This window comes from Blastocatellia bacterium, from assembly GCA_016713405.1.
Lineage (GTDB): Bacteria > Acidobacteriota > Blastocatellia > Chloracidobacteriales > JADJPF01 > JADJPF01.
The window spans coordinates 248,822-272,850 of sequence record JADJPF010000020.1; the positions used below are offsets into that span (position 1 = coordinate 248,822).

Below are 24,029 nucleotides of genomic sequence, written 5' to 3' on the forward strand. Positions count from 1 at the left end.
AATAATAGTCTCCTAACTTATTATTTCGTAAGCTTTTACTTTCTTAAATAAAAGAAAACAGCAAACTGCTGCAATTACAATTAATGCTGTCCATGCTGACCAGATTGGAAGTTCTGCACGAATTGAATGATTAAAGAGGTCTGCCCAAATAGTGCGCATTAATGAACGAGTGCTAAAAATATACATCCAAGGAGTTTCAAAAATTTCTTTTATTACAGCAGCAACTGCATTTGGAATAAAGAAAATGCCAAGTAACGCGCCTGTTGCAGCTATACGCCATTTTACCCAAGCAGAAATAGCTTGAGAAATTAAAGCTAAAACTATAATCCATATCCAACTACCTAGCAAAATTGCTCCAGCAATACGAATGTTTTCTATTAACCAAACAGATCCCTCTAAGTAAGTTTGTAGAAAAAATAGTAACATTCCTGGAATCCAGGTTATTAGAGAAAGAAGTATAATTAAAGTCAACATTTTCCCTAACACATAATCAAAGCGCGAAAAAGGGCGACATAAATAAAGTGCTAGACCATTATTGCTAACATCTTGGGCAACAAGCGGAGGGCCAATTAACATTGTTAGAAAAAAGCCAAAAGTGCTTTGTACAACAACAAAATAGTAGAAAAAGTCTAAATCTATAGGAATAACTTCTTTAAGAGGAATTCTAAGCATTTCTAGTGCTGCGGCGTTATGGTGAAGATAAAGAACTAGCATTGAGCCTAATGGATAAACAAAGGAGACTACAAACATTGCTAGGAAAAGTCGGGATTGAAAAATTTCTTGATAGGCATAGCGAGGGAGAATTAAGAATCTTGACCAACTAGGGGTTGTTTCTCCTGTGTAAGGTTGATATTTTTGTTCAAATACTGCCATTATTTTTCCTCCATAGCTTTGAGGAAGATATCTTCTAGTGAATCACGCTTAAAGTTTAATCGGCGAATTTGTAGTTGATGTTTTTCTGCCATTTGATAAAGGTGCGTTACTTCTACACCATCTTGAAGAATTACTTTAATTCGTTTTTCACCTACTAAAGCATATTCGCAACCAAGTTCAGCGACAGACTCAGCAAAAGCTAAATTATTGCCTACGGTTTCCATTTCTAAAAACTTTCGGTTAGATTTTCGCTCTGCTTCTAAATCACAATACACAGCAACACGTCCATCTTTTAGAATTAAAATTTCTTCACAAGATTCTTCTACATCTTTAAGTAAATGAGAAGAAAGCAAGATATTTACTTGATTTGTATCTCGGATGTCACGGATTAATTTTAGCATTCGTTGGCGGGTTGGTGGGTCAAGTCCATTAGTTGGCTCGTCTAGGATTAGTAACTTAGGCCCATGTACAATGGCTTGAGCCAGTTTTGCTAATTGCTTCATTCCTAGCGAGTAAGTGTCAATTGATCGGTAGCGGGCCTCACCTAAACCTACAAAAACAATGCTTCATGAGCGCGTTCAAGTGCAATATTGGGGGTAGTCCAGAAAGTTCTCCCATCATTTTGACAAAATTTACACAACTCATTCCCGCAATAAATGAGTCTCTTTCAGGCATATAACCAATTAGGCTACGTATTTTTTTTACTGCAACTCGGATATCTTCTCCAAAAATCCTAGCACTTCCTTGATTTATCGGGTAAAACCCTAGAAGTGTATGAATTAGCGTAGTTTTACCAGCACCATTTGGGCCAAGAAGTCCAATTGCACGGCCTGTAAGTTGAACTTGGAGATTTTTTAGGATGGGACGTTTTCCTAGAGTGACGCTTAAATTATCCAAATCAATAATAGGTTGCATAGATTGGCTTTCACAAAATTTTAATAATGCAATAACTCTATAACGGTTAAGTTTCTTAAATATTAACTAAACTTTGAAAAATTTTTTGAAATTTAGTTTTACAACCAAAAATAGCTTTTTTATTATTCTCTAAAATCAGAGTAAAGTTAAATTATTACTTAATACAGCCTAACCTGAGTGGTTTAGTAAAATCTTAAATCTTGAGTACCAAAGCTACAAGGTAATTGTAGCCTAAGTCTTTAGACTTGTATGCGCCAACTTAAGGATAACTAATTGAAAATAGAATAGTTCGCCGTGTTTCAATAAGGTTTGTTATAATTTGGTTACTAAATAAAAATAAAAAGGCAGATTTTTAAATCTGCCTTTTATTTTTGAATGTATTTAGAGTAACTTATTTATCTAAAGGTAGTACATTGAGCATTCATTCTAGTAGTTTGACCAGTGGTGAAGTTGTTCATACAAGAATCATCAGTATAATCCATAAAATTGGTTATAGGATCATTGCCTGCAATGCTCTTGCAAGAATTACGACCAGTAGGACAACCATAAGCTGGGCTTTGTTCTGCTGGTGTGTCTGCTACTGCATCACCACCGCTTGTTGCATTCTTAGAACAACCACCTTGGAAAGTGTGGAATAAACCAACCCAGTGACCAACTTCGTGAGTTCCTGTATCACCTAGGTTATATGGTGCTGCAGTTCCACCTGGTAATGATGCGTTTAATAATACTACACCATCATCTTTAGGGTTGCTGTTGTAGCTAGATGGGAAAGTTGCATATCCTAATAATCCGCCACCAATATTGTTGCAATAAATGTTAAGGTCAGCTTTTCCACCTATACGTAGAGCATTTTTCATTTGTGTTTGAGCAGTTGTTCCTGGGCCTGCTGTATACCAAGTGCTATTTGCTGTAGTGTCAGTGCTAACTAAATTAAAAGAAAAACCTGTTGAAGCAAAAGCAGCATTTAATACATTGATTTGATTTTGAATTTGAGTAGCAGTTACAGCACCAGCACCAGTTGAACTAGTAATTGTATGCCAGTAGACATTAAATGTTCTTGGTGCTTGTGGAGCTATTCCACCATTAGCTTCTACTAAAGCTGCAAATTTGGTTTGGAAATCTTTTTCGGCTGCTTGCATTTTTTCGGCAGACATATGTGAACCACAACGACGGCCACTTTCAATAAATGCTCTTTGGTTTACAAATTCAACACCGCCAATTAGGAACGGCACATTTTCTGTAGGATCTTGCATTTCAACAGAAGGTTGATTATCTAGGCTTGGGCCTTGTGCATTTGGGGTTGCTTGACTGTTGTTTGTTAAGAAGAAAGCTCCTGTTAAGATTACTGCCATAAGAATTGCCATTACTCTAAATTTTGTCATTTTGATTTCCCTTTCTAATATGCTTGTTTTATTTTTGATTTAATTTGATTTGTGCCTTTATCTATATCAACATCCGTGCCACAAATTTTTTATAAAACTAGTAATATAGCTACAAAATTATTACTTGGTCGAGATATCACTTGAACCAGTAACTTACATTTAATCAATAAGTTAGACCTATAATTAGAAGTTAGAAAACTAAAATTATTTTATTTTTGACTTATTTCTTAACTATTTCTTAACTACTTCTTAATAGAAGTTTAATAACTTATTTAATGTGCTAAATAAGGATATTAAAAGCTCTTTTATTTGTTATTAATAAGAACGTATAGCAAGTATGCACCCTAACAGTTGTATATTATCTAATATCTTGTATTAATTACTAGTTATAGGAGTGTAAAGCTTATATTTATCATGTCAAATAACTTTACAGTTTTGTTTAATAGTAAATAGCTTTACAACTACTTTTTGTGAAAGTTATTTATTTAGTTATTTGTAGAACAATTTTTCCTGCATTTAAGTTATTTTCCAGATATTGATGAGCTTGATTGACTTCTTGCCAAGGAAAAATTTGGTCAATAACAGGTGTTAGTTGATTGTTAAAAAAGCGAGATAAAGCAAATTCAGCAAATTCTTGAGTAAGTCTAATTTTATATTCCAAAGAACGGTTTCTTAGAGTTGTACCTATAATTTGCAGCCGTCGTTTTAAGATTTCGGCTAGATTAACTTTTTCAACTAGTGAGCCACTCATTGAGGCAATAATTATTAACCTGCCATCTAAGGCTAAAGAGTTAATATTGCTTTGCCAATAGTTAACTCCAACACAATCCAAAATAATATTTACCCCTTTGTTTTCAGTTACTTGGAATATTTTTTCTAAAAAAGATTGCTCTCTATAGTTAATTGCTAATTCAGCACCTAATAATTGGCAAAGCTGTTGTTTTTTTTCTGTTCCAACAGTTACAAATGCTCTAGCTCCAAACTCCCGGACTATTTGAATTGCTGCACTACCAACACCACTTGCACCAGCATGAATTAACACTTTTTCCTGTGCTTTCAAATCTCCTAACCAGCATAAAGCTTGATAAGCGGTTAAAAAAGCTTCAGGAATAGCAGCAGCTTGCTCAAAAGAAAGATTTTCAGGTATTAACATAGCCATTTTAGCTGGAAGATTTATATATTCTGCATAACCTCCGCCTGATAACAATGAAAAAACTCTATCACCAATTTTATAATCATTTACTTCATTTCCAACCTCTACAACAGTTCCAGCCATTTCAAGACCTAATATTGGAGATGCTCCAGGGGGTGGAGGATAAAGACCCCTTTTTTGTAGCAAATCGGCTCGATTTAATGCTGTAGCTTGAATTTTAACTAAAATTTCATCAGATTTAATTGTAGGTTTAACTACTTTATCAATATATAATTCTCTAGTAATTTCATTAATCAATATTGCTTTCATTTTGGTTTCTCCTATAAAAACAAATAAAAGGATTTTTCTTGAGCTTTTTCTATCTTTTTTTGTGCGTTACTTAATTGAAGGAAAAATATAACTTAAACACTTAAACTTAGGTCAGGAGATTTTTCAATGATTGGTAGCAAAAATGTAACCCAATTATTAATTGACTGGAATGGTGGAGATAAGAGTGCATTAGAAAAATTACTACCTATGATTTACCAGGAGTTACATTTACTTGCTTCACGTTATTTACGTCGTGAACGTCCTAACCATACTATTCAAGCTACTGCATTAGTTAATGAAGCATATTTACGCCTTATAGATCAAAAGCAAGTTCAATGGCAAAATCGCGCTCATTTTTTTGCTATTGCTGCGCAAATGATGCGGCGGATTTTAATTAATTATGCACGGGATCAACATGCTGCAAAACGTGGTGGATATACTATAAAAGTAAGTCTTAATGAGGCTATTGGACTAGCAAATACCAAAGATTTAGATTTAATAGCCTTAGATGAAGCCTTAGACAAATTAGCTCTAACAGATTCGCGCAAAAGCCGTTTAATTGAGCTATGGTTTTTTGCTGGACTAACCCTAGAGGAAACTGCTGAAGTTTTAGGGATTTCTCTAGCAACAGCAAAACGGGATTGGACATTAGCTAGAGCTTGGCTATATCGTGCAATTAAAAAAGGGGAAGACAATGGAAAAATGGCAAAAAATTGAAGAAATCTTTCATACAGCGATTGCTCAACCTACACATGAAAGGTTGAATTACTTAAATCAAATTTGTGCCGAAGACCCAACCCTCCGCCAAGAAGTAGAATCACTGCTTGCTTTTTCTGAAGAAGCTCAAGATATTGGTTTTCTAAAAGATTCACCTATTCTAAATAATAATCTTTGGTCGCTAGAATCTTTAATTGGTCAAATAATTGATAACAAATACCGAATAGAAAAACAACTTGGTCAAGGTGGAATGGGGGCAGTTTACTTGGCTACTCATTTAGGTACGGGCCGCGCTGTAGCAATTAAAATTATTGCTCCTCAATATATGGGTTATAGCGAGTTTGTAGAACGCTTTAAGCGTGAGGCTGAAGCTACAGGACGGCTTCGTCATCCAAATGTTGTTAATGTTACTGACTTTGGTTTTGCACAACTATCTAGTGATAAATTAGCCTATTTAGTAATGGAATATCTTAGTGGCTCTACCTTAGGAAGTTTATTAAAGGAAAATAAAAAACTATCTCTAGATTTAATAGTTGATATTGTTGAGCAAATTTGTTTAGCTGTAGAAGCAGCACATGAAAGTGGAATAATTCACCGAGACTTAAAACCTGACAATATTTGGTTAGAGCCTAATGGACGTGGAGGCTATAATGTAAAAGTGCTGGATTTTGGCCTAGCTAAACTTAGAGACCTACCTAATTTTCAAAATACCCAACTATCTTTATTAGAACGTCTTGAGATTATAGAAAAATACCCTAGCTCAATAAAATCTTTAATATCTAATATTAACCGTGCTGCTACTAGTGAAGACCAAAGCACACTTTATCAGCTTATCCCTAATACTAATATTACTAATATAGGTAATATGCCTAATCCGGCAACACATGGAAATGTTGACCCTAAAACCGTTCCTGTTTGGTTAACTCGTGTTGGTATGGTACTTGGAACACCACTTTATATGTCACCTGAGCAATGTCATGGGAAATCTTTAGATATTAGATCAGATGGTTATAGTATTGGTATCATTACTTATCAAATGCTAACAGGAGAAGTTCCTTTTAATGGGGATCTTCACCAATTAATTGATAAACATACAAATATGCCTCCACCAGTAGTTAATAGAAAAGATATTCCTATTCCAGTAATTGACTCAATAATGATGGCGTTATCCAAAAATCCAGCAGACAGACCTAAAAGCGCGACTGCATTTGCAACAGCACTTAAAGCTAATTCTCAAGGAGAAATTGCAATAATACGTCAAGCTATTTCACTCTATAGTAACAATTTCTTAGAACTTTTAACAATTTCTTTAATTAGTTTTTTACCTTTTATTTTAACAATACTTACAGGATGTCTTTTTTTAATATTACCTTTTTGGAAATGGCTTCCAATAGATCCAATATTTTTATTTCTTACTATGAGTGGTTTTTCTGTTCCAGCAATATTTTTTATCAATTTAATAACGGGATGTATAATAACACCTACAGTAGTACAAATGCTTGATAATAATACGTTATCATCAGGCTCACTTTTTATATTTTTAAGAAAAAGAATTTTTGATTTGGCAATACCATTAACTAAGTTACTAGCAATACCACTAGCTTTTATTATTGTAGGAATAATTATTAATTTAGCAGACAGATTTAATATAGAAGGGATATTTTTAACCTTATTTTTAGCAGCATTTTGTTTTTCAATATACTGGGGAATTAAGGTTTTTTCTCAGTATGCTTTTTATGCACCAATAGTAGCTATAGAGAATTTACCAAATAAAGAAGCTATTGAACGGTCAAGAGTGCTATTTAATCAAATTAAAAACAGCAAAACCATAATTAATACATTTTTACTTGTAACTTTGATGGATTTAACAGTTCTTTGCACTACTTTAATTTGGGCATTACATAAAATCCTTAGTAATAAACCAGATAATTTAGATGTTTTTATGTCCATTGCAGCAGGAAGCATGGGATTTTATGCAACAGCTTTGGTGACATCTATAATTGCTCCAATACTTTGCATTTATTATTCATTGTTTTACTTAAAAGCCCGTCAGTCTCGTGGAGAAACGTTTGAGGAAATAGTTAAGCAATACAAAATTATGCTAGAAACTAAATAATTGATTTTTAGGGACATAGCCTAGATAAATCTGCTTTTCTAATAGAATCAACTGTTGAGCTTATTTCTACAATCCATATTTCACGGTCGCTAAAGTACTTAATTAATTGACAATCTTTTTCTGGGCTTAAACTTCTAGCCCAAACCACTTTTGCGTTATCAATATCAGCCTCATTATAAATCCATTCTTCATGAATATTATGTTGACGATATTTGACAATAATTAGAGATTTTTTTTCTAATTTGTTTAATTCTGAAATTAAGCTTTCACGAGTAAATGACCAATGCGATTTTTCATAGCGAGCAATACCAGTTGGATAATAACCAAAAATTGTGCTTGGGTTTACTCCAACTGAAATTAAATAAAAAATTAAACAAACATAATAAACAGGCACAAACCAAACCAAAAGCTTTCCCGTTGCTCTAGTACGCCAAGACCAAACATAAACATAACGCATGCCTTGGATTATTAGAAAATATAACAAACAAACCCCAGGTGCTATATAGTGCGGCAATACAACAAAAGCTATTTGCAAAATTCCTAATAGCAAAATTAAAAGACTTACAAAAGCAAAACGAGTCCATTTGTTTTTTACTAGAAAGAATAAAAATAGTAAGAAAAAACCTGTTATATAATCTAAAAAAAACTTTGCTAAAAAGATTATTTTATTTACAGATAATCTAAGAAAATTATATGGTGGATCAAAATTAGAATTAAAATGTTTTGAAAACCAAATAGTATGGACTTGCTCAAATTCTTTGTTGTTATATTCTATTAGCTTATTTCTAGGTTTTAGCCATATAAAAAGAGGATAGTTATTATAAGCTGATTCATAAAGCTGATGTGGCATAAGCCAAGCTTTACCAGTAACTACCCAATTGTAGTATCCCATTGTTACTACAAGCAAAAGCATTGAAAGTAATATGGGTAGAACAATTTGTTTGAGTAACAAACTAGTTGGAAAAGATTTTTTCTTAATCAACCAAATTGATAAACATACTACAGCACATAAACTAATTATAAAACCTTCATAAGGACGGCTATTAGCTAATATAGCTAAACCTAGAACAAAAAATAATGAGTTATTAATAGCAGGTTTTTTAATAATTCTACGTAATGCACCAAAAACTAATGCACCTCCAAGAGTTGCAACAGCACCTCCCCAAAAACTTTGACTCCAATAAGTAAAGATGCTTATTTTAAGGATAAATAATAAAGCACCAAAAAATGCCCAACGAGGCGGCAACCATGCTTGTAACATCCAACACAAAGCCATAACAGCTAAGGACATAGAAAGCCATACACCAGCAATTGGATATCCTGTTAATTTTTGTCCAATGGCTAAGGCTATGCCTTGACCAGGTGGAAATTTAGCAGTGCGTGTAGGTTCTTTAGTAATATGAAAGGCTTCAAAATGTATCCACATTGGATGGACAGGATTTGTAAGTCTGCCTTGGCAAAAAGTATCACTAAGTAGTAAGTAGCCAAATTCATCATTTACAGCAGGAATAGGCCAGTAAAAACTTTTAGCAACAGCTAAGTTACTTAAAAATGTTATTACTCCAATAGCTAAAATAACTAGATATTTTTTTAGTGCTATTTTGTGAAATAGTGTTTCTAAATTCTTAAAGTGTTTTTTGTTAAGTGGTAGTATAAATGCTAATAAAAATAAGACTAAAAGTATTATTAATGTTGAGCTATCTTCTTGTAACAATTTGGTTTTAAGTCTCCTAAAAATATGCCATTTATAATATCATAGCTTAAAATATGATCCTAATATTGTACCAAGAAAGATGTATATGTTTTTTCTAAGTAAACCGTCTGTAGAAGTAATTAATAAATTTATTTTTTCACAAAAAAATAAAAACTATACCTATAAAGACCTTAAAGCTACACGTCAGCAACCTCCAACAGGTTATGTAGTGGATCGTAATCGCATTAAGTTAGGTACAGGAAAAGCTGTATTTGAAAAAGCAAAAATAGCTTTGTTAAATTGGAAAATGTATGATTTTCCTTGGGTAGAAATTTGTTGGGATAATACACCAATAGAAACAGATCAAGTAGTTGCTGTGCTAGCTAATACTTTAGGTTTTTGGTCGTTAAATGCTTGTAGGATTGTTTATACATTAGAAGAATATGGAGAAGTAGATAAATTTGGTTTTGCCTACGGTACTTTGCCAGCGCATGCTGAATCAGGTGAAGAACGATTTTCTGTTGAATGGGATCATACAACTAATAGTGTTTACTATGGTTTACTAGCTTTTTCCCGCCCCAACTATTTTATAGTTAAACTTGGTTATCCAGTTTGCCGAATGTTTCAAAAAAAGTTTGCTGAGGATTCAAAACAAGCTATGCTAAAAGCTGTAACTGATTAGAATATAAATACTTCTTAAAATTTTAAGAAAATAAGGTAAATTTCAATGAAACAATTTCCATTTTTATCAACTCAGCAATGGCTTAAGGTTTTACAGGTTTCAATAAGTCTAATGATGACAGCACATGGATGTATAAGAATTTATGCAGGTACAGTAGATGACTTTGGAGGGTTTCTTACTAGCAAAGGATTTCCTCTTGGAGTTACGCTAGCCTGGGGCATAACGGTTTTTGAAATTCTAGGCGGGCCAACTTTAGCATTTAATTATTTCAAAAAGTGGATATGTGCCGCCTTTATCATACAATTATTTATGGGTATTATACTAGTACATGCTGCTAGGGGATGGTTTGTAGTTGGCTACACTGTTGGAGGAATGGAATATAGCGTATTGCTTATTTTGTGCTTTTTATTGGTAGCTTCTACAGAAAAATAAATCTGATAATTTCATAAATAGTTTTTATCCAAGCACTTAGATTAATCATAGATTTAGCAGACAAAGGTTTCTTATTAGTTTTTAGCAAAGTAAAATAAAAAATTCCTGTAATTTTAATTTTTCAACTCTTTTATAGAAGCTTTATGACAAAACAAATCTCTAAGCCTGAAATAATGAGTCCTGCCGGTTATTGGCCTCAACTACAAGCAGCAATTGAAGCCGGAGCCGATGCTGTTTATTTTGGGTTAAAACATTTTACTGCTAGGGCAAAGGTTGGCTTTTCACTAGAAGAATTACCTGAAGTGATGCAAAAACTCCATCTACGAGGGGTTAAAGGCTATGTTACTTTTAATACATTAATTTTTGACCATGAATTAAAAGAAGCAACAAAAACCCTTGTTGCAATTGCTGAGTCAAATGTAGACGCAATAATTGTTCAAGATCTTGGCATTGCTAAACTTGCTCACGAAATTGCACCAGAATTAGAGCTACACGGTAGCACACAAATGAGCATTACCAATGCGGCAGGAGTTGAGCTAGCACAAAGCTTTGGAATTAGCCGAGTAGTCCTAGCACGGGAATTATCTTTAGCCGAAGTTCAAGAAATCCGCAGTCAAACCGACTGTGAGCTAGAAATTTTTGTTCATGGTGCGTTATGTGTTTCTTATTCAGGTCAATGTTTTTCTTCTGAAGCCTGGGGTGGACGTAGTGCTAATAGGGGACAATGTGCGCAAGCTTGTCGCTTACCTTATGAAATGATTGTAGATAACCAAGTTAAACCTCTAGGAGATGCTCGCTATTTGCTTTCACCCGGCGATTTATACACGCTTCACCAAATTCCAGAAATTATTAAAGTTGGAATTTCAGCATTAAAGATTGAAGGTCGCTACAAAGATGAAAATTATGTAGCTTTAACTACTCAAGCTTACCGTAAAGCAGTAGACAAAGCTTACCAAAACTTACCATCAAGTTTAACTAAAAAAACAGAGTTACAGCTAGAGCAAGTTTATTCACGCGGACTTGGGCCATATTTTATTTCTGGCACTAATCATCAAACTGTAGTCAATGGTCGTTCGCCACGTCATCGAGGTGTATTTGTAGGAAAAGTAACAAAAATTCTGTCTGATAAAGTAACTATTAAGATAGGAAAAAATCTTGAGCATTCGCCCTTAAAAGCAGGGGATGGGCTAGTTTTTGATGCTGCTAATTGGTCTAGTCCTCAAGAAGCGGAAGAAGGCGGACGAGTTTATCAAGTAATAACTCTAAAAAATGGACAAACAGAACTAAATTTTGGTAAAAATACGGTTAATTTTACTCGCATTCGTGTAGGCGATTTGGTTTGGCGAACAGATGACCCAGAAATAGAAAAAATAGCTAAACCTTTTACCCAAGCTAAAACGGCTGTTGCTAAACAACCCTTAAATATTGTTGTTAAAGCTTCTATAGGCGAACATTTAGAAATTACTTGGCAGCTTGTAAATAAACCAAATATTCAAGTTACAGTAACTTCATCTGAGATTTTAACCCAAGCAGAAAATTACAATTTAACCCAAGAGTTTATTAGCGAACAATTATCAAGACTAGGTAATACACCGTATAAATTAAATGAAGTTAAGCTAGATCAAGCAGGCAGTCCATTTATCCCAAGCTCTTTATTAAATGATTTGCGTCGTCAGGCTGTAGCTAAACTAACAGAACTTCAAGGACAGAAAAAAATCCTTGCTACTCTTGAGCCAGTTTCAACATTAGAAAGAGTTTCCAAGCAAATAAAACCAACTTTTTTAGCTGAAGAAACCAGCACTTTTTTACATTTGTTGGTTCGTACACCTGAACAATTAGACGCTGCTATTAAACTACAACCAGCCACTATCACCTTAGATTACTTAGATTTATATGGACTACGACCAGCCATAGAAAAAGTCCAAGCAAGCAATATTACTGTAAGAGTTGCTAGCCCAAGAATTTTTAAGCCAGGAGAAGAAAAAATCCTAGATTTTTTACTTAAGCTAGACTGTGAAATTTTAGTTCGTGCTGCTGGTTTACTTCAACAATTACAAGGAAAAACACATCCAAAGTTAGTAGGAGACTTTAGCTTAAATGCTGCTAATTTAGTTTCTGCTGATATTTTACTTAATTTAGGGCTAACACGACTTACACCTACACATGATCTTAACGGTGAACAAATTGCAAACTTAGCAAAAGGTCTTGGGGGCGAGAAAATAGAAGTTGTTGCCTACCAACATTTACCAGTTTTTCACACAGAACACTGTGTTTTTTGTCGGTTTCTTTCTAGTGGTACAAGCTACAAAGATTGTGGCAAACCTTGTGAGACTCATCAAATTGGATTAAAAGATTTAAGCGGACGTGTTCATCCTGTTATAGCTGATGTAGGTTGTCGTAATACGGTTTTTGGTGCTGAAGCTCAAGAAGCTAGCCTTCATTTAGATAAATGGCTAAAGGTAGGAATTAAGCATTTTCGACTGGAATTTGTTCATGAAAAAGCTAGCGAAGTAAAACAAATTACAAATGTTTTTCAAGATGCTTTAGCTGGGAAAATTTCTACTCAAGAGCTAAATAAAAAGTTACAAAAAATAACTTCTGGTAAAATTACGCAAGGTAGCTTATTTGTTGCTAATGGCTATCGTAGTTTGCCATTGTTATAATTCAAGGTTTTATAGAGTAGTTTATTGTAGGTGTTAATTGTTTTTGTCCTTGAATTAACACCTACAGAAACTTAAGCTTATTAGCTTAAACTTAGCTCCATTACTTCACTTGGAGCAGGCTTAACAGATAAAACCTTGACTTTAACGCCTGTTGGAGGAGCTAGAGCTAGTCCCATACGTTTAGCACGAAAATCTTGTCCTGCTATAAGTTCTAACTCTACTCTAGGTAAAATACTAGCTAAAATAACCTTCATTTCAAACTGAGCAAAAGCCATCCCAATACAGCGGCGATTTCCACCACCAAAAGGAAACCAGCTATATGGATGTTGTTGATGAGGTTCGGTTAAAAACCGTTCTGGTCGAAATTCCAGTGGTTGAGGATAAAGTGATTCAAGATGATGAACAATAATATTACAAGGTGCTAAGGTGACTCCAACAGGTATTTCATAGCCTTTTAATTCAATTGGTTCAATAACTTTGCGTGCGACAATTGGAAAAAGATTATTAACCCGCATACTTTCTTTTATAGTAGCATCTAGGTAAGTAAGCTTTGGCACCATGTCGGCTGTTACTGGCCCGCCGCCTGTAACTAGCTGAATTTCTTCTCTTAGTTTTTTTACTACATGAGGATTTTTAAGTAAGGGAATAAACATCCAAGTTAAAGATAATGCAGTAGTCTCATGCCCAGCAAATAAAAGGGTAAGGCACTCATCACGGATCTCTTTATCTGTCATTAAGTTACCTTGCTCATCTGTAGAAAGTAACATCATATCTAAAACATCTGTTGGCTCTTTATGAGGATTAGCACGACGATTAGCTATTTCTTGATAAACTAGTTTGTCTAACTTATTGCGCCACTCTAGGAATTTTCCCCAGGGACTCCATTTGCCTAAATTAAGCCGTAGAAATGGAATAAAAGTAAGAAGCGTTGGAATATGAAGTATTCCTCGTACCATTTCAACAATTTCTGGTGTACGCCGGGCTATTTCCTCCCCAAAAACACTCTTGACTATTACCTTAAGTGTAATTTCTTGCATTTCTTGACGCATCATTATTGTATGACCTTGTTTCCATCGGTCTACCATATTGTGAGCAGAAGTGCGCATTAGGTCGGCAAACATTCGCATCTTTTCGCCATGAAAGGGAGGAGTTAATAATTTGCGGTGTCTAGCATGTTCTGGGCCATCTAAGAGCAGAAGCGAATGTTGCCCTACAAATGGCTCTAAAAACAGTACGGTTTCACCTGTATTAACTTTTTTTGAATGCTTGGAAAAAATATCTTTAATTACATCTAGGTCAGAAATAAAGACAAATTCTCCAGCTAAAACACGTAAGCGGAAAATATCTCCATATTGCTTATGACACTCTGTTAGCAGGTCATAAGGCGTTTTAATCATCCTATATGTTGCAAGTGGTAAGGGAAGATCAACTAATGGTGGTAACACAATATTTTTCTCCTTTTTACTAAAATTTATTAAAAATTTTAAGGAGGGGATGAAGTAGAAAATTATTTTCTACTTCAGGTTTTATTATTATTTTACAATGGCTTTTTTTGACAACGATAATCACATAAAGTTTTATGCACTTGAAGAGGTTTTACCCCAAAAACCTTAGAAAGAGTTGTATGCAATGCTTTTTCTGGGGGAGTGCTTTGAGATAAATATTGCTGATAAGCTTCTATAAGCTGTTGTTGCTGTTCTAAAGGCAAATCAGGCACTTTAATTAATTTAGTATTATCATGTAGTTGATCTAACCAGCGAAAAACTTGTTGATGTGAAGCAAATTTTAATCTTTCGGAAATAACTTTGGGTAAGTCAGAAAATCTATGATTATTTTCATTAGTGATAATATCCCAGTATTCTTTTTCGATTAAAAATAGCTGTTCGCGGCTAAGTTGTCCCATAATTTGGTTTGACCATTCTCTAACAGCCAAAATAACTTCTTGATGTGGCAAAGAAAGTTGATTAGCAATATGGTTACGACGACCTTCTACAGGACGAATATTTTCATTAATTAGTTTTAAGTAAAGCTCTAAAACTCTTTCTCTATCTTTTTCAGATAAAGAGCAATGTTCTTGACTAGCTTTTTCCTGCTTACGTAATTGTGTTATGGTATCTGCTACTAGTTTAGGCTTAACCCAAAGTTCTTGCGATATTTGAGAATGTAATTTTTTTGGTGAGTCAATAGTAATTTTATATTGGTGATAAGCCGCAATAATTTTTTCCCTTAATTCATCAGTTAAGATTCCTGTTTTAGGTTGCCTTGCTAAACGGGGTTTGGACTTAGGTTTAATAAATTTTTTTTGAACAGAAAATGATTGTTTTGTTGTAGATGTAGAGTTAGGTTTAACAAAAGGCTTATTTTGGTTGGTAGCAGGAAAAGAGCTAGGTTTATTTATTGGTTTTGGTGCTTCAATAGGGACAGCAGCCTTTTTTTTAGCACATTTGGGACAATAAGGAGCTTTTCGATCTTCGGCAAAAAATGTAGTGTTACAACTGTTGCAACTGCGCCGAAATTTCATTCCTGGAGACATATTTAGCTAACCTCTAGTTAAGTTTTTGAGTGTCAAAAGCTGATCTTAGCAAGTTGTCTTTTATGAATCTAGCTATCTTTGGACTACTTATTTATTTTTTGTTTGTTTAATAAATGTTTAATTAAACAAATTAAATAATTAATTCACTATAGATTTAATTATTTCTAGTGCTTTTTCACAATCTGCTGAGCTAACATCATAATGGGTTAGCATTCGCATTTGTTTTTCATTAATTCCGTTTGCTAAAACGCCTTTTTCCTTTAACTCAGTCGAAAATTGAGAAGTTGTTAGACCTGTTTTACTAATATCAAAAACTAAAATATTAGATTGAACACTTTCAGGGTCAATAGAAATTTTGCTAACAGATGATAAACCTTTGGCTAGTAGTTGTGCATTTTTATGGTCTTCACCTAATCTTTTTGGCATCTCTGTAAGTGCAATCAGTCAAGCAGCAGCTAACACACCTACTTGACGCATTCCTCCACCAAGCAGTTTACGCAACACTCGAGCTTGTTCAATAAATTTTCTTGTCCCAACAATCATTGAACCAACTGGCGCACCTAAACCTTTGGATAAACAAAACATTACAGAATCACAATGACGTGTTAAATCTGCTACAGATTCTCCTAAAACACTGGCTGCATTAAAAACTCTTGCTCCATCCAAATGGACAGGAATATTTCTTTCATGAGCTTGTAAACAAATGTCTGACATTTGTTTTTTTGACATTACAACCCCACCAGCCATATTATGAGTATTTTCTAAGCAAATTAGTCCAGTTTGTGAACAATAATAAATCGGTGGACGAATAGCATCAGCTATTTCTGACCAATTCATTATCCCGTTTTGTGTAGGAATTGCCCTAGGCAACACACCTGCAACCATAGCCATAGAAGAAACTTCATAGTTAAGAATATGGCTGCGGGCCTCTAAAATAACTTCCTGTCCAGGTTGTGTATGTAATTTAACGCAAATTAAATTCCCCATACTTCCTGTAGGTACAAAAAGGGCTGCTTCTCTTTCAAAAATTTCTGCTGCACATTTTTCTAGGTAATTTACCGTTGGATCTTCTAAATAAACATCATCGCCTACCTCAGCTTTGCTCATTGCTTCCCGCATTTTTGCAGTTGGCTTAGTAACCGTGTCACTACGTAAATCAATTACAGACATTTATAATTCTCCTCAAAAATTTAAACAAACTAAACAAATAGCTGAAAAACCTCATTAGAATAAAGTATTCCTTTACGTGTTAGCCGAAGATAACCGTCTTTTATTTCTAATAAGTTGTTTTCTATCATTTCTTTAAAGCTATCTTGATAATTTGCCATTACATCAAATTGATAAGACTCTTGAAACTCTAACAAATTTACACCTTTTATTAAACGTAACCTAAGCATTAATGCTTCCCGAACTCTTTCTTCTGTGTTTAATGCTATTTTTTCTGCCATAGCTTGACCAGTGCTATTAATATTGCTTATGTAAGTATTAGTTGATTGGACATTAAAATAGCGTTCTTGGTTGTGATAGGAATGTGCGCTTACACCTAAGCCATAGTAAGGAATATCTAACCAGTATTTTGTATTATGTCGGGAATAGAGCAGGGAATTATTTCTTTGTTTTGCAAAATTTGAAATTTCATAATGCAAATATCCATTAGTTGTTAAGGTATCAACTAAAGTTTCATACATTTCTGCTGCTAAATCTTCATCAGGCATTGCAAGTCTACCTGATTTAATTTGGGCTGAAAGCGTGGTTCCTGCTTTTATTTCTAGCAAATAAATAGATAAATGCTCAGGTTCTAAACTTATAGCCTCAGATAAATTATATTGCCATTCTTCAAGGCTTTGATTAGGTAAGCCTGCTATTAAATCTAAGCTAATATTGTTAAACCCTGCCTGGCGTAGCTTTTTAACAGCTTGACTAGCTTGACTAGCGGAATGGTCACGCCCAATTTCTTTTAATTGCTTATCAATAAATGATTGAATACCAACACTAACGCGGTTAATCCCAATTTTTTGATAGCTTTGTAAGTGATCTAAGTTAATATCAGCAGGGTTTACTTCTATGGTAATTTCTGAGTTTGGAGCAATGCTAAAATATTGATAACAATGTTCTAAAAGCTTAGTAATCCAACTAGGAGCAATTATTGAAGGTGTTCCACCACCAAAATAAATTGTGTCAATTTGACGTTCTTTGTTAGATAGACGATTAGAAAGAGCTTTTATTTCTAAAATTAGTGAATTTAAGTAACGTTCCGCTAGAAGATCCTCATAACCACCTGTAATAAAACTACAGTAAGTGCATTTAGAGTGACAAAATGGAATATGTAAATAAAGTCCAGCCATTAAGGACATAGATTAACCAATCACTTTAGGCACCTTAAAATGTCCATCTTCACCATCAGGAGCATTTGCTAGAGCTAAAGTCTGTCCTAAAGATGGCACAAGTTTATCTTCACGCATTGAATAAGTACTATCACCAGAAAGAGTGCTGTGTGACATAGGTTCAACTCCTACAGTATCAAGCTGGTTAAGCTGTTCTATATAATCAACTATTGATGAAAGTTGACCAGTAAAACAATCTTTTTCTTCTTCAGTTAATGCTAAGTTAGCTAATGTAGCAATTTTTTCTACATCTTGTTTTGTAATAGACATTATTTAATATTCTCCCAAGATTTTGTTAACTAGTTTTGAGGTTTAATTTCTATTTGACGTTGATTAGCTGTTGGGCAATAGATGTTTATTTGATAACTTCCAGTAATAGGAAATTTGCCTAGCTTTTCTCCCCACTCAATTACTACTACTGCATTTTGTGATAGCAGTTCATCTAATCCAATTCCCATTGCTGCATCTATACCATCAGGCAGACGATAAAGGTCTAAATGAATTAGCTGCATGCGTCCAAAGTGCTCATTAACTAAGGTAAACGTCGGGCTGTTAACATCCTTTGGATCTATATCTAGCCCAGCCGCTAAACCTTTAGTAAATACAGTTTTTCCTGCTCCCAAATCGCCAGTTAAAATAAAAACTACAGATTTTTCTAAAGATTCGCCAATTGTGTAGCCAAGTTCAAAGGTTTCTTCAGCCGATTGGGTGAGAAATGTTCTGCTTTTCTAACCTACCTCCTAAAGAAATTATTGCTTGAGATAAATTTTTAGTTATATCTGAAGCTATTAAACTTCGTTGTCCTAAGCTTTGAGCCGCTAAATCTCCAGATAAGCCATGCAAATAAACCCCAGCAATTGTTGACATTAATGCTTGATTTGGGGCTTGAGCTAAAAGTCCAGCAATAATACCTGTTAAAACATCCCCAGATCCAGCCGTTGCCATTCCTGCATTAGCCGTAGGATTAATATATACCTCTCCATCAGGTGCAGCAATCAGGCTATGCTCGCCTTTTAATACCACTATTATTTGTTGTTCTTTAGCAAATTTGCGTACTAAATTAATTCGGTCTGTGCTAATTTCACTAGTAGTTAAACTTAATAGTCTTGCCAATTCACCAGGATGAGGAGTAATAACAATTGGTTTTTGCTGAGAACCTATTAAATTTTTAGGCCAAGGGGCAAGGGAATTTAACCCATCAGCATCAATTACTAATGGACAAGGTCTTTGTAAAACTAAATTATAGAGTAGATTGCGAGAATCTTCGCTAACTCCAAGACCAGGGCCTATAGCAATTAACTGCTTTTTATCAGCTAATTCTAAAATTTTGGTCAAACTTTGCTCAGAAATTAATCCCTGGGAGTTTTCTGTAACTCCTTCTGTCATAATTTCTAAAGCAATATTGCTAGATAAAGCTTGTTGACAAGACTCAGGTACAACCAAAGTAACTAGCCCTGCCCCAGCACGTAATACCGCTTCAGCCGTAAGACCAGCAGCCCCAATTTTACCTCGTCCCCCAGCAATTACTAAAACATGTCCAAGACTATTTTTAAATACCCCATTAGCACGATGAGTGCTTGTAAGAAAATTAGTTATTTCTTTTTCTTCTACTAAATTAAGTTGTGAACCACAACCGTTTATTAAACTATCTGGTGAGCCAATAGGCACAATAACCAACTCACCATTATAGTATTTTGCAGGTGGTAAAATATTGGCTACTTTTGGAGCCGTCATAGTTGTTGTTAAAGAAGCTTTTATTGTTGGCCCGATAATATTTTCTTTGTCTGCACTAAGTCCAGAGGGAATATCAATTGCAACAATTGGCTTTTGAGTTTGGTTAAGTTTTTCTACTAGTGTCTGAAAAATTCCTGTTAATGGTCGTGATGCTCCTGTTCCAAAAAGAGCGTCTATGTATATGTCACAAAATGAGTTAAAACTATTTTCAAGATCTTCAATAGCTAAAACCTCTTTATAAGATAATTTAGGATTTTCTACAGTAGCTAATTGTTTTATAGCATTAAAGTTGATGTAAGCATCCCCTTTAGTTTCTTCTAATTTACTAAAAAGAAAAAGCTCAACAGTTGCTCCTTGTAACCATAGATGTCTTGCTACTACGGCCCCATCTCCACCATTATTTCCTCGTCCACAAAAGATTTTTACTCGTTTTTCTGAAATAGGATTAAATTTATTAGCTATTGCTACTACCGCCCCAACGCCAGCAGTTTCCATTAAAGTTAAACCTAAAACGCCAAACTGCTCTGTAGTAAGGCGATCAACTTGTTGCATTTGGGATGCTGTTAAAACCTTCATAATAGTGAAGATAATAAAAGATCGGTCAATGGCTGTCAAAATTAGCTTGCAAGTTACTTGTCTATAGTTAACAAAAATTATTTTTAATTATTGCCAATTATCTATAAAACAAGTAGTTATATAGTTTATATCTAGGTGATAGAGTAAGTAAAATATCTATTATACTTTAAGGATTTTCTTGAAACAGTGTCTAACTATTAGTCTTTAATGAAAGTTAATTGGGAAAAAGACTTTTCAAATTGTGGTAAGTTAAAGTAGTATTCGGATTTCCTTTGGAAGTTTGTCTAATTATTCTGAAGTTAAAGCCCAGGAAAATGTTGGAAAAATCTACTCGACAAAGAAAAGCTTTTATTGTAGCATTCGGATTTCGCCCAAAAGCTTAAAGTTGTTTGATACTTTCCTATTGCCGGTGTAGCTCAGTTGGTAGAGCATCTGATTTGTAATCAGAGGGTCGCGGGTTCAAGTCCCTTCACCGGCTTTAATCTATAAAATTAGTTGCAGGGGTGGCCGAGCGGTTAATGGCACCAGACTGTAAATCTGGCACGCAACGCGTTACGAAGGTTCGAATCCTTCCCCCTGCATTTGTTCGGCTCTTTAAAAATTAAAGTTTTATGCGGGTGTAGCTCAGTCGGTAGAGCATCAGCCTTCCAAGCTGAGGGTCGCGGGTTCAAGTCTCGTCGCCCGCTTTTATAAAATAATGAAAATTTATCTTAAAGGTAAATTTTGTGGCAGTAAAAATTTAGATATCTTCACATTATGCCCACATAGCTCAGTAGGTAGAGCGCGTCCTTGGTAAGGACGAGGTCACCAGTTCAAATCTGGTTGTGGGCTTTAAGTTTATTTCATCATCATTAAAAATTAAAATATCTTAATATAAGAGGAATACTTAACAATGGCAAAAGAGAAATTTGATCGAAGTAAACCGCACGTAAACGTAGGAACAATAGGACACGTAGATCACGGAAAAACAACATTAACAGCAGCAATAACAAAAGTATTAGCAAAGAAAAATCCAAAAATAGCAGTGAGAGCGTTTGATTCAATAGATAACGCACCAGAGGAAAAAGCGAGAGGAATCACAATTGCAACAGCACACGTAGAATATGAAACAGCAAATAGACATTATGCCCACGTAGATTGCCCAGGACATGCTGACTATGTAAAAAACATAATAACTGGAGCAGCACAAATGGATGGAGCTATTCTGGTTGTTGCAGCGACTGACGGGCCAATGCCACAAACTAGAGAACATATTCTCCTTGCTCGCCAAGTAGGTGTTCCTGCTATGGTTGTTTTTATGAATAAAGTTGATGCGGTTGATGACCTGAACTCCTTGACTTAGTTGAACTTGAAGTTAGAGAACTTCTTTCTTCTTATGATTTTCCAGGTGATGATATTCCAGTAATTCGTGGTTCTGCTTTAGGTGGATTAAATAGCGATCCTAAATGGGAAAGTACAATTGAAGAATTAATGGCATCAGTTGATTCTTATATTCCAACTCCTCAACGCCAAACTGATAAACCTTTCTTAATGCCTGTTGAAGATGTTTTCTCAATAGCAGGAAGAGGAACAGTTACTACAGGTAGAGTAGAGAGAGGAATAGTAAAAACAAGTGAACAAGTAGAAATTGTAGGAATAAAAGACACTCGTACAACAGTAGTAACAGGCGTAGAAATGTTTAAGAAGTTGTTGGATGAAGGAAGAGCAGGAGACAACGTAGGGTTACTATTAAGAGGTGTGGATAGAAAGAAATAGAAAGAGGACAAGTAATAGCTAAGCCTGGAACAATAAAGCCTCATACTAGATTCAAAGCGGAAGTATATGTATTGACCAAAGAAGAAGGTGGAAGACATACTCCATTTTTACAGGATATAGACCACAATTTTACTTTCGTACAACAGATGTAACAGGTGTAGCAGATTTACCAACAGGAGTTGAAATGGTTATGCCCAGGTGATAACATTGCTATTGAAGTTACTTTAATTACTCCTATTGCTATGGAAAAAGGTCTTCGTTTTGCCATTCGTGAAGGTGGTAGAACTGTTGGGGCTGGTACTATCTCTGAAATTATTGAGTAGTTTTTCTTTATGCTGAATGTGGAAGATTTTAGGTAGGTAAAAATTTATGCCAAGAGATAACATTATTTTACAGTGTGGTGATTGCAAAAACCGTAACTACACTACAACCAAAAACAAAAAGAAAACTACAGGTCGTTTAGAATTTTCTAAATTCTGTCGTTTTTGTCGTAAACATACAGCACATAAAGAGACAAAATAAACTCTTTAGTTTAAGAATCCCTAGGGGTGTAGCTCAATTGGCAGAGTGGCGGTCTCCAAAACCGTAGGTTGGGGGTTCGATCCCCTCCACCCCTGCTACTGATTTAGTTTCCTAACTCAATCAGTAAAACTTTAAGAGGTATTAAACAATGAGTGAAGTGACAGAAGTCACCAGTCCAAAACCAGAACCTTCTGGTAAAGTGGAACAAGTTAAGCAGTTTTATACAGATGTACAAACTGAACTAAAAAAAGTTTCTTGGCCGTCGCGCCAGGAAGTTTATAACACTACAGTAATAGTATTAATAGCTGTGTTCTTTTTTGGGTTTTTCTTGTGGGGATCAGACTATATTATAAGTTTAGTTTTCAAATTTTTAACAGATCTCTTAACATAAGGTAAAATACCTGCCATTTCCATCCTAAGCAAAAGATAAACAGCGATTGTAAAAATGATAGAGTGGTAAATAATGCCAAAAAAATGGTTTATTATTCATACATATTCTGGATTTGAAAGAAAAGTCAAAGAAAGTCTTGATAATCGAATTAAGGCTTACACAATGGATGATGAGATAGTTCAAGTTCTTGTCCCAGAAGAAACCGTTGTGGAAATGCGTGGCAATAAAAAAGTAGAAACAAAAAGACTGATTTTTCCAGGATATGTTTTAGTAGAAATAGAATGTGATGAAAAAGGAGAGATGTCAGATAAGGCATGGCATACAGTTAAAAGCACTCCTAAGGTGACAAGTTTTGTAGGTGGGCAAAAACCAACACCACTTACTGAACAAGAAGTAGACCAAATAGTTCATCATGTTACTGAAGCAGCAGAAAAACCCAAACCAAAATTTACTTTTAGCTCTGGTGAAACGGTTCGTATAATAGACGGGCCATTTACTAGTTTTACTGGGATTGTTGAAGAAGTAAATGGAGACAAAAATACTCTAAAAGTTATGGTTACTATTTTTGGGCGTGCTACTCCAGTAGAATTAGATTTTCTTCAAGTGGAAAAACATACATTTACAGAAGAATAATATAAGGTAAATTGCCTAAAGCTTAGTTTTAGATGGTTTATAACTCTCTAGTTATAAAAATTTTGAGGAAAATATGAAAAAAATTACCGCTTATGTGAAATTGCAGGTTCCAGCAGGAAAAGCTAATCCAGCACCACCTATTGGCCCGGCCCTGGGTCAACATGGTGTAAACATTATGGAATTTTGTAAGCAGTTCAATGCTAGAACGGCTCAAATGGGTGATATTAATATTCCTGTTGTCATCACTATATACTCGGATCGTTCTTTTACTTTTATAACAAAAACACCTCCAGCCGCAGACCTAATTAAGAAAACACTTGGTTTATCTAAAGGTTCTGCAAAACCAAATCGTGACAAAGTAGGAAAAATTTCTCGTAGTCAAATAAAAGAAATTGCTGAAACAAAATTACCTGATCTTAACTGTACAGATGTTAATTCTGCAATGAGAACAATAGAAGGTACAGCAAAAAGCTTAGGTTTAGAGATAGTAGACTAATGTAGTAAGCCAAGGGGCTTATGAATGTCGGTGAGGGAGGTAAAAAGCTGTTACCGTATTTACCTCACTT

19 protein-coding genes, 5 tRNA genes and 3 pseudogenes are annotated in these 24,029 nt (G+C 34.7%); 15 read left to right on the forward strand and 12 right to left on the reverse strand.

Annotation, left to right across the window (positions count from 1 at the left end; genetic code table 11):
- Positions 1-12 precede the first annotated feature (12 nt).
- The 4 genes and pseudogenes from IPK14_19470 to IPK14_19485 all read right to left on the reverse strand — a co-directional run bounded on the left by IPK14_19470 (position 13) and on the right by IPK14_19485 (position 4,632).
- Positions 13-873, reverse strand: a complete 861-nt coding sequence (locus IPK14_19470) for a hypothetical protein (protein ID MBK7995474.1) — start codon at positions 871-873, stop codon at positions 13-15.
- Positions 873-1,788: pseudogene (locus tag IPK14_19475) on the reverse strand (ABC transporter ATP-binding protein). The gene IPK14_19470 and the pseudogene IPK14_19475 overlap by 1 nt, the downstream one beginning before the upstream one ends.
- Positions 1,789-2,183: 395 nt before the next feature.
- A complete protein-coding gene (locus tag IPK14_19480) occupies positions 2,184-3,041 on the reverse strand; it encodes a zinc metalloprotease (GenBank protein ID MBK7995475.1) in 858 nt (285 codons plus the stop codon).
- A 610-nt stretch (positions 3,042-3,651) separates the two neighbouring features.
- Entirely contained in the window at positions 3,652-4,632 is a 981-nt protein-coding gene (locus IPK14_19485) for an NAD(P)H-quinone oxidoreductase (protein ID MBK7995476.1), read from the reverse strand.
- A 126-nt stretch (positions 4,633-4,758) separates the two neighbouring features.
- Here IPK14_19485 and IPK14_19490 point away from each other — a divergent pair, with 126 nt between their 5' ends.
- Complete coding sequence (locus IPK14_19490) at positions 4,759-5,349, forward strand: sigma-70 family RNA polymerase sigma factor (GenBank protein ID MBK7995477.1); 591 nt, start codon at positions 4,759-4,761, stop codon at positions 5,347-5,349.
- A complete protein-coding gene (locus IPK14_19495; protein ID MBK7995478.1) occupies positions 5,327-7,465 on the forward strand; it encodes a serine/threonine protein kinase in 2,139 nt (712 codons plus the stop codon). The genes IPK14_19490 and IPK14_19495 overlap by 23 nt, the downstream gene beginning before the upstream one ends.
- A 7-nt stretch (positions 7,466-7,472) precedes the next feature.
- Here the strand turns inward: IPK14_19495 and IPK14_19500 are convergent, their stop codons facing one another.
- A complete protein-coding gene (locus IPK14_19500; GenBank protein MBK7995479.1) occupies positions 7,473-9,179 on the reverse strand; it encodes a hypothetical protein in 1,707 nt (568 codons plus the stop codon).
- An 85-nt stretch (positions 9,180-9,264) separates the two neighbouring features.
- Between IPK14_19500 and IPK14_19505 the strand changes: the two genes are divergently transcribed.
- The 3 genes from IPK14_19505 to IPK14_19515 all read left to right on the forward strand — a co-directional run bounded on the left by IPK14_19505 (position 9,265) and on the right by IPK14_19515 (position 12,935).
- Positions 9,265-9,840 (forward strand): DUF1990 domain-containing protein, encoded by a 576-nt coding sequence (locus tag IPK14_19505; GenBank protein ID MBK7995480.1) that lies wholly within the window; start codon positions 9,265-9,267, stop codon positions 9,838-9,840.
- Positions 9,841-9,885: 45 nt separating this feature from the next.
- Complete coding sequence (locus IPK14_19510) at positions 9,886-10,272, forward strand: DoxX family protein (protein ID MBK7995481.1); 387 nt, start codon at positions 9,886-9,888, stop codon at positions 10,270-10,272.
- Positions 10,273-10,415: 143 nt separating this feature from the next.
- Positions 10,416-12,935, forward strand: a complete 2,520-nt coding sequence (locus tag IPK14_19515; GenBank protein MBK7995482.1) for a U32 family peptidase — start codon at positions 10,416-10,418, stop codon at positions 12,933-12,935.
- A gap of 80 nt (positions 12,936-13,015) precedes the next feature.
- Here the strand turns inward: IPK14_19515 and IPK14_19520 are convergent, their stop codons facing one another.
- The 7 genes and pseudogenes from IPK14_19520 to IPK14_19550 all read right to left on the reverse strand — a co-directional run bounded on the left by IPK14_19520 (position 13,016) and on the right by IPK14_19550 (position 20,201).
- On the reverse strand, positions 13,016-14,380 hold the full coding sequence (locus IPK14_19520) for a cytochrome P450 (protein MBK7995483.1): 1,365 nt from the start codon (positions 14,378-14,380) through the stop codon (positions 13,016-13,018).
- A 92-nt stretch (positions 14,381-14,472) separates the two neighbouring features.
- Complete coding sequence (locus tag IPK14_19525; protein ID MBK7995484.1) at positions 14,473-15,468, reverse strand: hypothetical protein; 996 nt, start codon at positions 15,466-15,468, stop codon at positions 14,473-14,475.
- Positions 15,469-15,606: 138 nt separating this feature from the next.
- A pseudogene (locus IPK14_19530) lies at positions 15,607-16,638 on the reverse strand (low specificity L-threonine aldolase).
- Between the two features lie 29 nt (positions 16,639-16,667).
- Positions 16,668-17,822 (reverse strand): radical SAM family heme chaperone HemW, encoded by a 1,155-nt coding sequence (gene hemW, locus IPK14_19535; protein MBK7995485.1) that lies wholly within the window; start codon positions 17,820-17,822, stop codon positions 16,668-16,670.
- Between the two features lie 3 nt (positions 17,823-17,825).
- A complete protein-coding gene (gatC, locus tag IPK14_19540; GenBank protein MBK7995486.1) occupies positions 17,826-18,122 on the reverse strand; it encodes an Asp-tRNA(Asn)/Glu-tRNA(Gln) amidotransferase subunit GatC in 297 nt (98 codons plus the stop codon).
- A gap of 29 nt (positions 18,123-18,151) precedes the next feature.
- Positions 18,152-18,523: a tRNA (adenosine(37)-N6)-threonylcarbamoyltransferase complex ATPase subunit type 1 TsaE gene (gene tsaE, locus IPK14_19545; protein MBK7995487.1), complete on the reverse strand. Its 372-nt coding sequence runs from the start codon at positions 18,521-18,523 to the stop codon at positions 18,152-18,154.
- Positions 18,524-18,548: 25 nt separating this feature from the next.
- Entirely contained in the window at positions 18,549-20,201 is a 1,653-nt protein-coding gene (locus tag IPK14_19550) for an NAD(P)H-hydrate dehydratase (GenBank protein MBK7995488.1), read from the reverse strand.
- Between the two features lie 366 nt (positions 20,202-20,567).
- On the opposite strand from IPK14_19550, the gene IPK14_19555 reads away from it, so the two are divergent.
- The 10 genes and pseudogenes from IPK14_19555 (at position 20,568) to rplK (ending at position 23,959) form a co-directional block, all read left to right on the forward strand.
- A tRNA-Thr gene (locus IPK14_19555) sits at positions 20,568-20,640 on the forward strand.
- Between the two features lie 19 nt (positions 20,641-20,659).
- Positions 20,660-20,743: transfer RNA gene (locus tag IPK14_19560), tRNA-Tyr, on the forward strand.
- Between the two features lie 32 nt (positions 20,744-20,775).
- A tRNA-Gly gene (locus tag IPK14_19565) sits at positions 20,776-20,848 on the forward strand.
- Positions 20,849-20,920: 72 nt separating this feature from the next.
- Positions 20,921-20,993, forward strand: a tRNA-Thr gene (locus tag IPK14_19570).
- Positions 20,994-21,054: 61 nt separating this feature from the next.
- Positions 21,055-22,240, forward strand: a pseudogene (tuf, locus tag IPK14_19575) (elongation factor Tu).
- 46 nt (positions 22,241-22,286) lie between these two features.
- Positions 22,287-22,439: a 50S ribosomal protein L33 gene (gene rpmG, locus IPK14_19580; protein MBK7995489.1), complete on the forward strand. Its 153-nt coding sequence runs from the start codon at positions 22,287-22,289 to the stop codon at positions 22,437-22,439.
- A gap of 22 nt (positions 22,440-22,461) precedes the next feature.
- Positions 22,462-22,534, forward strand: a tRNA-Trp gene (locus tag IPK14_19585).
- A gap of 53 nt (positions 22,535-22,587) precedes the next feature.
- On the forward strand, positions 22,588-22,830 hold the full coding sequence (gene secE, locus IPK14_19590; protein MBK7995490.1) for a preprotein translocase subunit SecE: 243 nt from the start codon (positions 22,588-22,590) through the stop codon (positions 22,828-22,830).
- 72 nt (positions 22,831-22,902) lie between these two features.
- The gene (gene nusG, locus IPK14_19595) at positions 22,903-23,463 is read left to right on the forward strand and encodes a transcription termination/antitermination protein NusG (protein ID MBK7995491.1); all 561 of its coding nucleotides are present in this window, start codon (positions 22,903-22,905) and stop codon (positions 23,461-23,463) included.
- A 73-nt stretch (positions 23,464-23,536) separates the two neighbouring features.
- Positions 23,537-23,959: a 50S ribosomal protein L11 gene (gene rplK, locus IPK14_19600; GenBank protein ID MBK7995492.1), complete on the forward strand. Its 423-nt coding sequence runs from the start codon at positions 23,537-23,539 to the stop codon at positions 23,957-23,959.
- The last annotated feature ends 70 nt before the right edge of the window (positions 23,960-24,029 follow it).